This window comes from Parajatrophihabitans canadensis, assembly GCF_053764775.1.
Genome location: NZ_CM132445.1, coordinates 4,180,263 through 4,194,614 on the forward strand (window position 1 = coordinate 4,180,263; position 14,352 = coordinate 4,194,614).

At 63.7% G+C, this 14,352-nt stretch carries 11 protein-coding genes; 7 read left to right on the top strand and 4 right to left on the bottom strand.

Annotated features, from left to right (window positions below; translation table 11 throughout):
• Positions 1-57: 57 nt before the first annotated feature.
• Entirely contained in the window at positions 58-1,569 is a 1,512-nt protein-coding gene (locus ACSMXN_RS20135) for an amidase (protein ID WP_022914597.1), read from the top strand.
• A gap of 25 nt (positions 1,570-1,594) precedes the next feature.
• On the opposite strand, the gene ACSMXN_RS20140 is transcribed toward ACSMXN_RS20135, so the two are convergent.
• Entirely contained in the window at positions 1,595-3,940 is a 2,346-nt protein-coding gene (locus tag ACSMXN_RS20140) for an arylsulfatase (protein ID WP_022914596.1), read from the bottom strand.
• A 575-nt stretch (positions 3,941-4,515) separates the two neighbouring features.
• Here ACSMXN_RS20140 and ACSMXN_RS20145 point away from each other — a divergent pair.
• On the top strand, positions 4,516-4,965 hold the full coding sequence (locus ACSMXN_RS20145; RefSeq protein ID WP_022914595.1) for a hypothetical protein: 450 nt from the start codon (positions 4,516-4,518) through the stop codon (positions 4,963-4,965).
• A 579-nt stretch (positions 4,966-5,544) separates the two neighbouring features.
• Positions 5,545-6,558 carry an AraC family transcriptional regulator gene (locus ACSMXN_RS20150; RefSeq protein ID WP_022914593.1) on the top strand — a complete coding sequence of 338 codons (1,014 nt, stop codon included), beginning with the start codon at positions 5,545-5,547 and terminating at the stop codon, positions 6,556-6,558.
• A gap of 53 nt (positions 6,559-6,611) precedes the next feature.
• Here ACSMXN_RS20150 and ACSMXN_RS20155 read toward each other — a convergent pair whose 3' ends face one another.
• Complete coding sequence (locus ACSMXN_RS20155) at positions 6,612-7,670, bottom strand: trypsin-like peptidase domain-containing protein (protein WP_051148980.1); 1,059 nt, start codon at positions 7,668-7,670, stop codon at positions 6,612-6,614.
• A 231-nt stretch (positions 7,671-7,901) separates the two neighbouring features.
• Between ACSMXN_RS20155 and ACSMXN_RS20160 the strand changes: the two genes are divergently transcribed.
• Positions 7,902-8,351: a hypothetical protein gene (locus tag ACSMXN_RS20160; RefSeq protein ID WP_155958482.1), complete on the top strand. Its 450-nt coding sequence runs from the start codon at positions 7,902-7,904 to the stop codon at positions 8,349-8,351.
• A 64-nt stretch (positions 8,352-8,415) separates the two neighbouring features.
• Here ACSMXN_RS20160 and ACSMXN_RS20165 read toward each other — a convergent pair whose 3' ends face one another.
• Both ACSMXN_RS20165 and ACSMXN_RS20170 read right to left on the bottom strand, forming a co-directional pair.
• Positions 8,416-9,024, bottom strand: coding sequence for an MEDS domain-containing protein (locus ACSMXN_RS20165; protein WP_022914590.1), 609 nt, complete (start codon positions 9,022-9,024; stop codon positions 8,416-8,418).
• 141 nt (positions 9,025-9,165) lie between these two features.
• On the bottom strand, positions 9,166-10,884 hold the full coding sequence (locus ACSMXN_RS20170; protein ID WP_022914589.1) for a helix-turn-helix domain-containing protein: 1,719 nt from the start codon (positions 10,882-10,884) through the stop codon (positions 9,166-9,168).
• Between the two features lie 206 nt (positions 10,885-11,090).
• On the opposite strand from ACSMXN_RS20170, the gene ACSMXN_RS20175 reads away from it, so the two are divergent.
• From ACSMXN_RS20175 to grpE, 3 genes are all read left to right on the top strand, one after another.
• On the top strand, positions 11,091-11,585 hold the full coding sequence (locus tag ACSMXN_RS20175) for an Hsp20/alpha crystallin family protein (RefSeq protein ID WP_022914588.1): 495 nt from the start codon (positions 11,091-11,093) through the stop codon (positions 11,583-11,585).
• A gap of 246 nt (positions 11,586-11,831) precedes the next feature.
• A complete protein-coding gene (gene dnaK, locus ACSMXN_RS20180) occupies positions 11,832-13,733 on the top strand; it encodes a molecular chaperone DnaK (RefSeq protein WP_022914586.1) in 1,902 nt (633 codons plus the stop codon).
• A 10-nt stretch (positions 13,734-13,743) separates the two neighbouring features.
• Positions 13,744-14,349, top strand: coding sequence for a nucleotide exchange factor GrpE (gene grpE / locus ACSMXN_RS20185; protein WP_022914585.1), 606 nt, complete (start codon positions 13,744-13,746; stop codon positions 14,347-14,349).
• The last annotated feature ends 3 nt before the right edge of the window (positions 14,350-14,352 follow it).

Below are 14,352 nucleotides of genomic sequence, written 5' to 3' on the forward strand. Positions count from 1 at the left end.
GATCGAGATCCTGTCATGATTTGACATCTATCGTCAAGCCATGACAGGAGCAGATTCGTGAGCGACGACCTGCATTGGGCAACAGCTGAGCAACTCCAGGGCTTGATCGCCCGGCGTGAGATCTCTCCGATCGAGGTGGTCCAGGACTGTCTGGATCGCATCGAAACCCTGGAGCCGACGCTGCATTCACTGATAACGGTCGCCGCCGATCGGGCGCTGGAAGAAGCTGCCGAGGCCGAGACTGCGGTGCTCAGCGGCGCTGCGCTCGGCCCATTGCACGGAGTGCCCGTCACGGTGAAGGACGAGGTTTGGACCGAAGGCATCGCCTCGTCCGGCGGATCCTTGGTCTTTGCCCGGTTCACCCCCGATCGGGACGGCACCGTGGCCGAGCGGCTGCGCCGGGCGGGAGCGATCATCGTTGGCAAGACCAGCCTGCCCGAGTTTGCGTCCTGGCCGAGATCGAAGAACCGACTGGGCCCGGAGTCTGTGAATCCGTGGGATCCGACCAGGATCTCGGGAGCTTCCAGCGGCGGCTCGGCGGCGTGTGTCGCGGCTGGTCTGGTGCCGCTCTCTGTGGGTTCGGACGGCGGCGGCTCGATCCGCATCCCTTCGTCGTTGTGCGGTGCGACCGGTCTGTATCCCACGCCCGGACGGGTGCCGAGTTACGGCAGCTTCAGCTACAGCCTGGCAGGCAGCCTCGGACCCATCGCCCGGAACGTGCGCGATGCCGCGTTGCTCCAGCACGTCATCGCCGGGCCGGACCGCAGAGACGCAGCTGCGTTGACCGACGCGCCGCCCGACGTGTTCGAGCGCCTCGAGCTGGGTGTGATCGGAACCCGCATCGCCTTCTCGCCCGATTTTGGACGCATCTCCGTGGCAGCGCCGATCCGCCAAGTAGTGGGGCAGGCCGTGGACCAACTCGCTGAGCTCGGCGCAATCGTCGAGTTGCTCGACCGACCTATCGAGCACCCGTGGGGTGAGCCCGATGGACTGCTCGCCCTTCAGGCGGAGGTTGCGGCACGATCGTGGGATCTCAATGACAATCCCGAACAGGCGCCCGACCTGAGCGGTGCTCAGGACTGGATGTGGTCAGTCTTCGCCGAGACCGTCCCGTTCACTCAGCGAGCGGAGTTTCTCGAGCTCTGCTCGGCCAATCGTGGCCTGCTGGCCCCGCACTCGCAGCTGAGCATCGGCCGTGAGCAGCCGATTCCGGACGCGGCTGAGATTCAGCGTCAGGACGATCTCCGTCGAAGCGTGCTGGCGCTCTTTGATCGTTATGACGTCATCTGTTCACCGACGATGGCGGTCCTGGCTCCGCTCGCACCGCCGAACTGGGGATCGCCGTATGCCGATCCCTACATGGGAACCAACTTCACCTTCATTGCCAATCACATCGGTGCTCCCGCGGCATCCATTCCGTGCGGCTTCGTCGACGGGCTTCCGGTAGGCCTACAGGTCATCGGACGACCCGGCGACGAGGCGGGCGTGCTTCGGGTCATTCGCGCCTATGAGCAAGCTCGGCCGTTGACCACCGAGGAGCTGCGGCCCACGCCGATGAGCCCTCGCTGAGGAGCGCGCTGTGCCGGCGCCGGCCTCAGTCGCGGGCAAAGGCCATCGCGGCCTCGTTGGCTAGGTCGACAAATGGTTCACCGCTGACGTCCACCACTGCTTGCACGATGGTGCCGCCGACGAGGGGCCAAGGCGACTGTCCCGGGTAGTCGTCGGTAACCGGCTCCGCGGTGTCCTTACCGATGTTGAGCCCTTCGCCTGCGATCGAGAACTTGCCCGGTTGGGTCTTGATCCGGCCTTCGCCAACCTTTGTTGTGCCGATATGCAGGCTCAGGATTCCTTCGGTCGGCATCGTGTTGCCATCACGTTCGAAGGTGGCAGAAAATACGCTTTGCCCCGCTGAAATCGGTTGATCGGATTCAACGAATTGCTCGACCATGCCGACCCAGTTGTAGACGTATTTCAGCTTTCCGTCCTTTAGATAAAGGGCATGGCCGCCGAAGCGAGCGCCATGAGAGAAGAGCACGCCACTGGCGTCCGTGCTGTCGAGGTTTGCTTCGACGGCGACCGTGTACGAGCGGTTGCGTAGGTTCGGCGCGGCAGACTCCGGGACTTCGGCGCAACCGGGATAGAAGACGTACCTGTTGCGCGGCTTCGCGATCTGTGGACGCTCTGTTCCCAGGATTTCGACGACGCTTCGATTCTCCAGTGGGAGAGCCTGATACTGCCCCGCTTGCGCCCACCACAGCGCGATCAGTTCCTGCAGTTTCTCTGGATGCTCGCCGGCCAGGTCATGGCACTCGCTCGGGTCCAGGTCGGTATTGAAAAGTTCCCAGCGCTGCGTCGCGTATTCAGCCCACATATCCGGCGCGGAGGGGGACACATTGGCGGCCTTCCAGCCTTCGTGCCAGATGGCGGCCGTTCCGCCCATTGAATAGAACTGCGTGCTCTTGGCCGTCTTCGCTGCCGGGTCGTTGAAGCTGCCGGCGAAGCTGACGCCCTCGAGCGGTTTCTGGGTGTAACCCTTGAGAACCTCAGGAAGACTGACATCAAGGCATTCGTACACGGTCGGAACGATGTCGATGGCGTGCGTGTACTGAGTTCGCACGCCCCGGCCGGTAATGCGGCTGGGCCAGGAGACGATCAGTGGATCAGCCGTACCGCCCTCATAGTTGGAGTAGCGCTTCCACATCTTGAACGGGGTGTTGAACGCCCACGCCCACCCGGTCGGATAGTGGTTGTAGGTCAGTGGGGTGCCGAGGACATCCAAGAACGCGAGGTTGTCCTCGATCTTGTCCGGAAGGCCGTTGAAGATCTTGTTCTCGTTGACCGACCCGTTCGGCCCGCCCTCGCCAGAGGCACCGTTGTCCGACACCAGCACGATCATCGTGTTCTCGAGTTGGCCACTCTGCTCGAGATAGTCGAGCAACCGACCGATTTCGTGGTCAGCGTGGCTGAGGAATCCGGCGTACACCTCTGCCATCCGTGAGAACAACCGCTTCTCCTCGTCGCTGAGGGCGTCCCAGGGGCGGACCGTATCCAGCTCCGGCCAGCCCTTTTCGCCGGAGACACTGCGCTCATCGATGTAGGGGTTGATGGGCGACAACTCACTGTGCTCGGCAAGCAGCCCCATCTTCTTCTGGCGGTCGAAGACCAGCCCGCGGTAGGCCTCATAGCCCATGTCGAACTTGCCACGGTATTTGTCCGACCATTCCACCGGCGCGTGATGAGGCGCATGGCAGGCGCCGGGGCAGTAGTAGAGGAGGAACGGCTTCTCAGGCGCGACTGCTTTAGCGTCCCGAATGAAGGCGAGCGCATGGTCTGTGATGTCAGTGCCGAAGTGGTAGCCCTCCTCGGGCGTCGAGGGCTGGTCGACAGTGTGATTGTCGTGGACGAGGTCCGGATACCACTGGTTGGTCTCGGCTCCGAGGAAACCGTAGAACCGCTCGAACCCGCGCCCCACCGGCCACTGCTTACGTGTTGACGCAAGGTTCATCTCATCCTCAGGAGTCAGATGCCACTTGCCCACCGCGTAGGTGTTCCAACCGCGTTCGCCGAGCACCTCGGCCAAGTTCCCACACTCAAAAGGAATGTGACCGCTGGAGTTCGGAAAGCCTGCCGCCGCCTCGGTGATGCTCGCCATGCTGTTCGTGGTGTGATTACGTCCAGTAAGCAGGCACGAGCGTGTCGGCGAACACAACGCCGTCGTATGGAAGTTCGTGTAGACAAGGCCGTTGCCCGCGATCCGGTTGATATTCGGCGTCTCGATCAATCCGCCGAACGGCTCCATTGCCGAAAATCCGACATCGTCCAACACGATATAGAGGATGTTCGGGGACTCGTCCGGAGCGATCGGCTGCGCGAACGGCGTCCAATCCGGCGTCGACTTGGTGATGTCGACGTTCACAACACCCTTGAATGCATTGACCATCTCGGACTGCTCCCTCACGTGTGACGGCCCGAAGCGGACGGGCTCAGGTGCTTAACCATCGGAAACGGACAGGACACACCGGCGACCTAGTCGTGCGCAGGTGCATCTTCACTGTGACCAACGGTCCCCTTCGGGGCCTCATCACTCGAGGGTGAAACCATCCGAATCTCTCCCGACGAGGAGGTCCGCAGCCCGGTGTTTCCTAGGTGTTAGCCAGCTTGAGCTCGTTCAGTTGATGGCCCCCGCCAGCGGGCGAGGTTGTTGCGGGTGGCGAGCGTGTCCGGGTGATCGGGCCAGTCATTGCCCGCTCTGGTGAGTGACGGTGGAGCTACTGAAATTACAACCGTCGCTGTGTTGCAGTCACTCGCCGCCAATGCCAGCCGACTGAAGACGTCGACAGGTTCGGAAGGTTGACGGTGTCTCACGCGAATCTCCAATCAAACGGTCTCACGCGAATCTCCAATCAAACGCAGGACAAGCCCAGGCGGATGGACGATTTCTCCTGTCCGCGCAAGTTAAAACGCGAGACAAGCAACACATTAACGAGAGCCCCATAACTTCGGTACTCTTCGGACATGGCTGACATCGCAAGCGCAACCACAGACGAGCCAGCGCTGATCAACATGAGCCCGGAAGTCCGGGATGTCCTTCTGGTATTGGCAAAAAGTGGCGATCGGGTCGGCCAGCTCGCCGAAGATATCGCGGTGAGCGGGCGTGGTCGCGTCTCCATCGCTGACTGCGAGACGCGCGCTGATCTGCGACGTATCCTTGATGCTTTGGATCGACCGGCGCTCGCGGCCCAACGAGGTGAGCCTGAGTGGGCTGGTCCCGGTCTCATCCAGCGGGCGTCGGTAGCCCTGCTGCGACAGAACGTCAGCGTTTATCTTGCCGCCGAGATGATCGGCACATTGGAGTTGTGCAGGGATTTCGCCGAGATGGTCGCCATTGCGGCCGGCCGCAACCACAACGAGCAGTTGCGCGCCACCGCGGAATCCATGCGCTTCCGCCTCGAACCGCCGGCGTAGTACGGCGGCGGCGGAACATCAGGAACGGACAGCATTCCCAAATTCGTCAACGAAGATCTGAATGCGCTGCCTCATATGGTTAGACAGGACCGCTATGTTGTGGCCCACCCGGCACTCCAAGTGAAAGCCGAAGCCCGCCAAGGCACTGATCTCCCTGTCCAACACCGCTGTACGTTGCTGCGACGTCATAAGCTGATCGTTGTGCGTCCGGTTTGCTGTAGTCACGATTCCGTAATCCACAACGCAACGACTGAGTGACGCTAGCTGCTCGTCCGACGGGTCGCACCCCGACCGGCATTCGAAAGTCTCCATAGTCGGCATCGACATCGTGCCGGAGGAGCTCGGGTTCCGGTGGAGCGTGAGGATCGCCTTCCGGCTGCAGAGTGGGCAATACACTCGACGAAGTTCTCTACCTGTCATCGCTGCCCTTCCGGCTACCGTTGATCGACGTGCCTACTCACGGTAATCATCACGTCAGTCCGGCAAAATCCTGAAAGCGTGGTCCTCAATCCGCTGAACGCGAGGAGTCCTCGCACCGGATCCGGCGCGGCCGCTCCCGCCACCCAATAAGCTGGGGAGATGTTTACCCCTTCACATGAAGTCTTCAGGCGTCATCCGGTCGCGTCCGCGAGCGATGTCGACCAGGCTCAATCCGCGATAAGCGAGGCGTTTCTGCCGGTTGACCTGGTCGATGTCTCGACCTCTACGAACCTGAGTATGTCACTGAATGTGATCAAGGTCGGGCACGTCACAGCGGGTTACCTGCGGCTCGGTGACGCCATCCGAGTGCGTACCGCAGACGCGACGAACTATCACATCGACATCCCGGTGGCCGGTCGGGCGACGATGCGGAGCGGGCGCCGCGATCGCGTCTACTGCACCCGCCGCACGGCGGCGGTATTCATGCCAGGACTACCGGCGGATCTCGACTGCGATCGAGATTTAGCCCAAGTGTGTTTGATGTTGGCTCCGGCGGAGCTGCAGTCGCAGTTGGAGAAACTACTCGGACGAAGTGTCAACCGACCGCTCGATTTTTCCTCTGAGATGGACCTGACCACCACATCGGGTCGGATGTTCTTGCAAGCGTTGCAGATAATCGATACCGCCTCCGAGGATGGCGCTGGGGTGTTGGAGTATCCCCTTGCGGCGCAGCGGCTAGAGCAGGTTTTGGTGCAGAGCCTCCTGCTGTCCCAACCGCACAACTACTCCGACGCGCTTCGCGCCGATTCAGCTGCCGCGGGAGCGCGTCCGGTCGCTCGGGCGGTCGAGGTTTTGCGGGCGACACCTGGACATGCTTGGACCGTTGCCGAGTTGGCGTTCGAGGTTTCGATCAGCGTCCGAAGCCTGCAGGAGGGCTTCCGGAGATCGTTAGGTTGCGCACCGATGGCATACCTCCGTCGGCTTCGGCTCGAGCGGGTGCGCAGCGAACTGGCAGCCGCTGAACCTGGTTCCGTAACGGTGACAGATGTTGCCGCGCGATGGGGCTTCACCCACCTGGGCTGGTTCGCCGCCGCGTATCGGGGCCACTTCGGAGAACGGCCATCAGATACCCTCAAGGCAAAGCCGCACTGTATTCCCTTTACATACGAATGAATTCCGGGTCTGGACATCGCAGTCACATCATGCCTCGAACGAGAGTTCAATCGTTACACGGTGCCGAGTGTCACCTTGACGGTTCGGGTCTTGCCGTCACTGGTGTGTACCGTCACGTCCACGGTTTGACCGGGGCGGAGGGTCGCGAGTACTGCATTGAGCACCTCCGCGGTCGGAGTGGACACACCATTGACTGCCACGATGGTGTCGCCTGGCTTGAGCCCTGCCTTGGCCGCGGCTCCATCCGGTTGGACGCTGACTATGCCGGCGCCGACCGGCTTGCCACTGGCGTCGGCCACGGTTGTGACGGTGGCGTTGAGCCCCGCGCGATGAGAGTTGGTCACCTTGCCGGTGGCTATGAGCTGGCTGGCGATGTCCTTTGCAGTGTTGCTGGGAATCGCGAATCCGATGCCAGGCGCGGTCCCCCCGAGCTCCTGGTCGACGGCAGCCAGGGTGGGGATGCCGATCACTTGATTGTCCAGATTGACCAACGCGCCACCGCTGTTGCCCGGGTTGATGTCTGCGCTGGTCTGCAGGCAATCGGTCAGTGTCGCTCCAAGCGAATCGGCCGAGGCCGGCTCGGTGACCGTGCGACCCGTCGCCGAGATGATGCCATTCGTGACGCTGCTGGCCAGCCCTAGCGGGTTGCCCATCGCCAGGACGATGTCGCCGACCTCCTGCTTGCTCGAGTCGCCGAAGGCGGCCGGGTGCAGATTGCTCACTCCGCCTACCTTGACCACCGCTAGGTCGCCTGCTGGATAGCTGCCGACCAAGGTGGCGGCCACGGTTACGGTGCTGTCCGCGAGGGTGACCTCGAATGACGTCGCGTGGCCCACCACATGGGCGTTGGTGACGATGTCGCCTTTGTCGTCGAACACGACACCGGAGCCAAGGGAGGTGCCGGTGCTGATGAGGACAACCGAGGGGAGCACGGTTCGGATCGTCGTCACGAATTCGGTCTCGAGAGCGTTGCTGCTGGCGGGGGCCGACAACGCGGTCGCTGAGGCTGACGCCGTCGCCTGCCGTCGCGACGAGGACCTGCATCCAGCCACCAGCAGCGTTGCTGCCAGGACCAGGGCCAGGGCCACAGTTCGACGAGAAGTGCGGTTCATGGTCCTGATCCTCAAACTCAGTCGCCCACGGCGTCGTGGACCTCGCGTAGTGAACTGCGCGGTATTGGTGGCTCTGCGGGATCAATCGGACGGCCTACTTGGTCTGCCGGGTTGAACCACGGTGCGGAAATGAATCCATGGGGCCGAAGATCAGGCCGCCCGTCAGGAGGCAATCTGATTCCGGCCGCTCAGCGGACGTTTGCCGTCGCCGACTTGGAGAAAGGGTAGGGAATGGAAGCCACACCGACCCCAGCACCAATACCCATGCCGTTGCCTGAAGTGCTCGACCCGAACCGACCATCGCTCAAAGCAAGCTTGGAGATGGCCGACGGGGCCGAAAAGGTACGTCTGCTGACTGAGGCACTCGAGAAAGTCAGCGCGTACGGGCACGTGCTGTGGCACGACGTCGACGCCCTGCGCCACTACTTACTCGCCAGCGCGCCGTCCGATCCGTACCTGCCCGGTCCGCACCGGGTCGGTGCATCTCCGACTGGACCCGACGATGACGAGGGCTGGAACAACTGGATCGCCGCGTACGCCGAGGCAACGTCAGTCTTGGCGGGACCGCACGGCGACTCCGGGTTCGGTCTTCATGAAGCGCGGCACGAGGCACAGATTCGTCGCTCGGCGCCTAACATCCTCCTGCTGGCCAAACTACGGCTTCACTCGCCACCTGCCTGACACCTAAGCCGCTGCATCAGGTTCTCTGATCGGGAACATTTTCCAGTCGTTCTCGCGGGAGTCGTTAGGCCGGCGTATTTCGCATGGCAAGGAACTCGTCGGGAGTCAGGTAGTAGGGATTGGGCATCTCGAGAGCCCCTAAGAACACCCTCGGATGGACCTTGAGAATGTCGAGGACGAACGAGCCGCTCGCATTGCTGAGGTCATACAGACACAGGATCGACTGAGGACCCTGGCCTGCCAGGCGATTGAGCTCCGACTCGTACCGAATCAATGCGTCTCCGGCGGGCAGCTGCGAGCCCCACCAGGCGGCGTCCGCGGTCAGGCGGACCGTGTCGAAGCCGGCTCTGACGCTTTGGTCGATCCGTGCTTGCCAGAAAGCCAACATCTTCTCGATGTCGAACTCGTCTGGTGTGAAGAAGGTGTCGTCAGTGCCGCCGACCTCCAGCTGTCCAGAGCTGATGCGGCCCTGTGGATCGAGGTCTGCGTCGAGGCCGTCGACCAGTTCCGAGGGAGTGGGATCCCCGACGAAAGCGATGCATTTGCTACCGGAGCGAAGTCCCTCGCGGACATAGGGCACCATCGTGTCCATCCGCTGGGCATGACGGGTGTATAGCGCGCAGACGTGCTCGCCGGCGGAAATGGCGCCGGTACCGGGTGCCGGAATGTTCATGCTGACCTTGGTCCGTTCTGGCGACGCGGTCGCCGATTCCTAGCCTGGATTGACCGGCGAGAGATCGAACTTCCTGAACGAGCCGGTGATAATTCAGGTCTTGGCACAGGCATCGCGGCCTCCTTGAGTGACTATGTCGTGTTAGGCGCTGTCGACGATCCGCCACGCGCGGGTCGCTACGTGCAGGTTCAGGCGGCTCTCGACCTCGGCCAGATCGAATCCGCTCAGCTCACGGATGCGGCGCAGGCGGTAACGCAGGGTGCTCCGGTGGATGAGGAGTGCCGCGGCGGTCAGGTCGTAGTTACCGCCGTGGTCGAGGTATTCTGCCAGCGTCTCGACGAGAGTTGTGTGCCTCTTGGCGTCGTATTCGATCAACGAGCCCAGCCAGAGGGTGACGTAGGCGGCGATCTCACCGCCCAGCTCACCAATCGCGAGGATGCGGTAGATGCCGAGGTCCTCAAATGTCGTGACACCGTGTGGCGTCCTCGACTTGGCCCGAATCGCCACTGCGTGCTTCGCCTCCTCGTACGACCTGGGCAGGTCACCAGAGGCGTTAGCCGGTCCACCAATGCCAACAGAACCGGTGACGCTGTGCAGCTCACGGCAGATTCGGTTGTAGAGGTCTTTGGCCGGCGGGTCGCCAGCGACCAGCAGGACGATGTTTTTGGAGCGTCGTGCGATCAGCGATTTGAGTCCGAGCTGAGTGGTTGCGCGTTCAACGGAAGACGCGAGGAGTTCGTCGTCGGCCAAACCGCTCCAGCGGATGACGACCGCTCGGTGGGGCACCGTGAGGTCGTGTCCGACGGCCGCGGCCCGAACGACGGCGTTGTCGCTGTCGTCGGTTCCCGTTATCAGGTCGTCGACGAGCTGACGGCGCAGTCGCAGTTCGACTTCGACCAGGCTGCGGCGATGGGCTAGTTCCATCCCGAGCACCACCGCTGCGTGTTCGAGCACGAAGAACTCGTAGTCGCCCGCTACCCGACGTGGATCGGCCAGCACCACCGCGCCGAGTATCTCGTTGCCCGGTCGGGCCAGCGCGAGCAGGCGGCCCTTGGCCCGGACTGCACGGCCGGCGCGGGCGATTGCGGCTTGACAGATCTCGTCACGTACCGCGCTGGACAGCGGTTCGTACTTGTTCTGGCTGTCCTGCGCGGCCCATTGTTGAATGTTGCCGAACGCGTCCTCGACCGCGGCGGCCAATCCCGTGAGGTCGCGCAACGCCTTCACTAGCGCGGCTGGGACATCGGCAGCTCTCGATGCCTCAGTGAGCATCTCGTGCATGCGGGTCCGGCGTTCCAGATCCTGCACGGTGGTCCGGAGTTGCTCGTTGACGGCTGCGCGTTCTTCGTTCATCGCCCGCAGGCCCACTGTGTACTGCGCGACCTCGCGGTAGAGGGCCGCATTTTCCAGAGCGGCCGCGGTCTGTCGGACAAGCACGTCGAGCAAGAAGAGCTCGTATCTCTGCGGCTCCTCCGGGGCGCTCACCGCAACACATCCCCGGCAGCCTGACAGGCTGATCAAGGGCATCGCCCAGCCCCACGGCGAACCGTCGACGTCCACCCGGCCGCCCTGTGCGCCGGCGTCCGCAACTTGGCTGGCCAGGCTCTCCGGGACATCGCGGCCGATATCAACGGGCACCATCGAGTCAGCCTCGTTCAGAAAGGCCGCCTCGACTCGCAACGAACCCAAGGACGGGAAGGACGACGTGCACAGTCGCATGATCGCTGCGCCGTCCCGTTCGCCGAACATCATCATGGAGACGGTAAAGAGCCCATACAGATCGGAGACCTGCGCGCGGCCTGTCGCACCGTCATACCCGGTGGCCTGCGCATACCCGGTGCCCTGCGGCAGATCCGTCATGCGATCACTTCCGAACGGAAGAGGCCGCCGCTAATTGTGGCGTTGGAGAAATGTACTCCCAAACGGGGCTGACTATGACGCTAGGTGCACCTTCATCCTGACCTCCCAGGTGGATTCGGACCGTGACGTTGGCCCCGCAGGGACCACGCGCCACTGGGGCCGCCCTTGCCAACGTGTAACTGGCATATCCACTTGAGGAGGATCTGATGACACTGATGCGTTTCGACCCCTTCCGCGAGCTAGACAAGCTCGGCGAGCGGATGCTCTCAGGCGGCCCGCTGCGCGCCATGCCGGCCGAGGCATTCCGCCGAGGCGACAACTTCTACGTGCTGATCGACGTGCCCGGTGTCAGGACCGAAGACATACAGGTCACCGTGGAACGCAACGTCGTGAACGTGCAGACAGAACGGATCTCACCCCGCCAGGACGGGGACGAAATCCTGGTGGACGAGCGCCCACACGGCCGCTCCAGCCGGCAATTCTTTCTCGGCGACAACCTCGATCCCGCGAACTTGAATGCGACCTACGAGCAGGGGGTGCTAACCATCACCATCCCGGTCGCCCCGGAGAGCAAGCCGCGCCAGATCAAGATCGCCTCAGGCGACCGCGAACGCCACGGGCAAATCGACGATGCCCGCACCGTCGACGTCGGCTCGGGCGATCAACAACCAGCCGGCGACCAACAGCCAGCCCACGCCTGAGGAGGCCATGAAGACCACAAGGGATCGGCGCGTCACCGGATTTCACAACAACTGCGCCGACTCTGGGGGCCCTCGCCCACTGGGCCGCCGCCCTTCGCATCGATCCGGGTGATCTGCCGAGCAGGTATGAGGTGCTCGTCGATTCCGAAGTTGCAGACCAAGCACTCGATTTGCTGAACCGGGCCTCGCCCCCCGGTGGCAAGAACCAGTCGGGTGTCTAAACGACGATCAGGAGAGGACCGCGCCATGGCTAAGGCCGTAGGTATAGATCTGGGCACCACCAACTCTGTTATCGCCGCTTGGGAGAACGGGGCACCCACCGTCATTCCCAACGCCGAAGGGCAGCGGACCACACCTTCGGTGGTCGCGTTCACGGAATCCGGTGAACGCCTGGTCGGCCAACTGGCCCGCAGGCAGGCGATCCTCAACCCGAAGGGCACCATCTACTCCGCCAAGCGGTTCATCGGCCGCAAATACGACGAGGTCGAAGAGGAAGCAAAGGCAGTTACGTTTGATGTCGTCCCCGGCCCAGATGGGGCAGCCCGCCTCAAGGTGCGCGACAAGCTCTACGCCCCGGAGGAGATCAGCGCGCTCGTGCTGCGCAAGCTCGCCGAGGACGCCGGCAAGTTCCTCGGCGAACGGGTCACCGAGGCCGTCGTCACCGTGCCGGCGTACTTCAACGACGCTCAGCGCCAGGCCACCAAGGACGCGGGCCGCATCGCGGGCCTGGAAGTGCTGCGCATCATCAACGAGCCGACCGCGGCCGCCTTGGCCTACGGGCTGGACAAGAAGGGTCACGAGACCGTGCTCGTCTTCGACCTCGGTGGCGGCACCTTCGACGTCAGCATTCTCGATGTCGGCGACGGTGTGGTCGAGGTGCGCTCGACCGCCGGTGACACCCATCTCGGCGGCGACGACTTCGACCGCCGCTTGGTCGACTATCTGGCCGACAACTTCAAGCGGGACGAGGGCATCGACCTGCGCTCGGACCCGCAGGCGCTGCAGCGTCTGTTCGAGGGGGCAGAGAAGGCCAAGGTCGAACTGAGTTCGGTGACCCAGACTCAGGTCAATCTCCCGTTCATCACCGCCGGGGCCGATGGCCCGAAGCATCTGACCAGCACCCTGACGCGGGCCACGTTCGAAGAGATCACCCACGATCTCATCGAACGCACGCTCGGCCCCGTGCAACAGGCGATGAGCGATGCAAAGGTCACCGCGAACGACCTCGATGAGGTCATCCTGGTCGGAGGGTCCACGCGCGTCCCTGCCGTTCAGGCCCTGGTCCGCCGACTCACCGGTGGCAAGGACCCGAACATGACGGTCAACCCTGACGAGGTCGTCGCGCTCGGTGCCGCCATTCAGGCCGGCGTACTCAAGGGCGAGGTCTCCGACGTGCTGCTGCTCGACGTCACCCCTCTCTCGCTCGGTGTCGAGACTCGCGGTGGCATCATGACCAAGATCATCGATCGCAACACAACGATCCCGGCGCGGCGGAGCGAGACGTTCTCCACGGCGGCGGACAACCAGCCGGCCGTCGACATCTCCGTGCTGCAGGGTGAGCGCGAGCGGGCGTCGGACAACCGGGTGCTCGGACACTTCCAGCTGACCGACATCCGGCAGGCGCCGCGCGGTGAGCCGCAGATCGACGTCACGTTCGACCTCGACGCGAACGGGATCCTCAGCGTCAACGCACGCGACAAGGACACCGGCAAAGAGCAGGGCATCACCATCAGCGAGAGTGCGAACCTCGACAAGTCCGAGGTCGAGCGGATGGTGGCCGAAGCCGAGCGCAACCGCGGCGAGGATCAGGCCCTACGTGAGCAGGTCGACGCGCGCAACGAGCTCGACAGCGCCGCCTACCAGCTCGAGCGGCGGCTGGCCGAGTTCGGTGACGCCGCTCCCGTGCACGAGAAGGCGCGCGCCGAGATGTTGATCGCCGACGCCCGGCAAGCCTTGAAGGACGAGGCGCCGCTCGCCCGGGTGCGCGAACTGACCGGCGAACTGCAGCAGGCCGCGCAGGCGTTGAGTGCTGCACGGGCCGGCGGGTCTTCGTCAGGCGGGTCGTCGGGCCAGTCGGAGCCCGGGGGTGGCTTCGGGGCCGAGGCGGACGACGACGACGTGATCGACGCCGACTTCAACCCCGCCTGAGGAGGACCGGATGCCGCCCGACAGCGCGGATGTCGACCGTGCAAATCCCAACCGTGCAGATCCCAACCGTCCAGATCCCAACCGTCCAGATCCCAACCGTGCAGATCCCAACCGTCCAGATCCCGACCGTGCGGATCTCGATAGCGCGGACCAGAGCCCACCAGACGGCTACGGGCGTCGCCCCGATGCTCCGGTGGACGATTGGGAGGACCGCGCGCGCCGCGCGGTGGCCGACCTCGACAACGTGCGCAAACGACACGTCCGTGAACTGCAGAGCGCCAGCGCAGCCGAGCGGGCGCAAGTCGCGGCTGGCTGGCTGCCCGTGATCGACAACCTGGAGCTAGCCCTGGCCCACGCAGACGCCGACCCGGCGAGCATCGTGGAGGGAGTTCGCGCAGTACGGGACCAGGCGGTCGCCGTTCTGGCTCGGTTGGGCTACGCACGTCGCGACGAAACTGGCGTGCCGTTCGACCCGGCACAGCACGAGGTCCTGACCGTCGTCGAGGACCCCGATGCCCCGCCGGGCACGGTGGTTCAGGTGCTTCGGCCCGGCTACGGGGACGCCGAACGGCAGCTGCGCCCGATGGCCGTCGCGGTATCGCGCAAGCCGGAATGATCC

Excerpts from the sequence above, each read along its gene's own strand:
- ACSMXN_RS20145 (WP_022914595.1), top strand. The coding sequence starts at position 4,516 with ATGGCTGACATCGCAAGCGCAACCACAGACGAGCCAGCGCTGATCAAC.
- ACSMXN_RS20155 (WP_051148980.1), bottom strand. The coding sequence starts at position 7,670 with ATGAACCGCACTTCTCGTCGAACTGTGGCCCTGGCCCTGGTCCTGGCA.
- ACSMXN_RS20165 (WP_022914590.1), bottom strand. The coding sequence starts at position 9,024 with ATGAACATTCCGGCACCCGGTACCGGCGCCATTTCCGCCGGCGAGCAC.
- ACSMXN_RS20160 (WP_155958482.1), top strand. The coding sequence starts at position 7,902 with ATGGAAGCCACACCGACCCCAGCACCAATACCCATGCCGTTGCCTGAA.
- ACSMXN_RS20175 (WP_022914588.1), top strand. The coding sequence starts at position 11,091 with ATGACACTGATGCGTTTCGACCCCTTCCGCGAGCTAGACAAGCTCGGC.
- ACSMXN_RS20140 (WP_022914596.1), bottom strand. The coding sequence starts at position 3,940 with ATGGTCAATGCATTCAAGGGTGTTGTGAACGTCGACATCACCAAGTCG.
- grpE (WP_022914585.1), top strand. The coding sequence starts at position 13,744 with ATGCCGCCCGACAGCGCGGATGTCGACCGTGCAAATCCCAACCGTGCA.
- ACSMXN_RS20150 (WP_022914593.1), top strand. The coding sequence starts at position 5,545 with ATGTTTACCCCTTCACATGAAGTCTTCAGGCGTCATCCGGTCGCGTCC.
- dnaK (WP_022914586.1), top strand. The coding sequence starts at position 11,832 with ATGGCTAAGGCCGTAGGTATAGATCTGGGCACCACCAACTCTGTTATC.
- ACSMXN_RS20170 (WP_022914589.1), bottom strand. The coding sequence starts at position 10,884 with ATGACGGATCTGCCGCAGGGCACCGGGTATGCGCAGGCCACCGGGTAT.